This is a genomic window from Xenorhabdus littoralis, from assembly GCF_033949345.1.
Classification (GTDB): domain Bacteria; phylum Pseudomonadota; class Gammaproteobacteria; order Enterobacterales; family Enterobacteriaceae; genus Xenorhabdus; species Xenorhabdus littoralis.
Map to the genome: position 1 here is coordinate 1 of NZ_VCDP01000071.1, position 933 is coordinate 933.

Annotated in this window: 1 protein-coding gene and 1 pseudogene; both read right to left on the reverse strand. The window is 43.7% G+C overall.

The window, feature by feature from the left end; all coding sequences use genetic code 11:
- A pseudogene (locus FE394_RS16265) lies at window positions 1-323 on the reverse strand (hypothetical protein); the annotation flags it as partial.
- Between the two features lie 88 nt (window positions 324-411).
- The coding region (locus tag FE394_RS16270) for a hypothetical protein (RefSeq protein WP_319927404.1) at window positions 412-933 on the reverse strand (522 nt) is incomplete at its 5' end.

Sequence of the window (933 nt, forward strand, 5' to 3'; positions counted from 1 at the left end):
CGTACGCTATTGATTATTCCATTCCTAAGAAAGCTAACAGTAAAAAAACGGGCAGGAGGGGTAACAAATCCATACTTTGGGTCAATAAAGCGCAAACGCGCATCCGTTTTTGGGACGTTGTACCAAGCATGCCCCGGAAGGTGCGGATCAATAGCGGCACTGGAACGCTGTCGCATATTCTCGTAAGGTTCACCAATCACCAACGCTATCTCTGGTTTATTGGAATAAAAGGAGTGATAAAGATAGATGCCAGCCAGACAGAGAACGATTAATAATGCAAAGATTAAGCCACGTCGCCGCTCTATTCGTTGTAATAAATTCATTCTACACCTCATCCTGAAGCATTATCCTGAAAAGTGGGTGTAGGAAGATGGTATTTTCGCACCCACTTTGGTTTGTGCTATTCCCTGATTACCACGGTTTGGAAATCACTAGTGTGATCAAATACCGCTCTTCATCGGGATGCCTGTCGTCTTTAAAACGCCTCAAATTCAGTTTGATCTGATACTGATCACCAGCTTGCCAATAGGTCGTTCCTGCACCACCTTTCATACGACGAATATTTTCATGCAATTCTGGTGTATTTACCAAGGGCTTATACCCTTTGACCATAACCCAACCTGTTTTACGCCACTGATCTTGTAAATCCAATACAATTTTAATCGAATCATTGTAGAGCAACGGCTCAATTTGCGGTGACATGCGTACACTAGTGATGACATCATCTGCGTATAGGACAGCAAAGAATCGGGCTGGGGGGGTAACAAATCCATATTTCGGGTCGATAAAGCGTAATCGTGCATCTGTTTTGGGAATATTATGCCAAATCTTACCCGGAAGGTGTGGATCAATATCGGCACTGGAGCGCTGACGCATAGCCTCGTAAGGTTCACCAATCACCAAAGCTATCTCAGGTTTATCGGAATAAAAAGA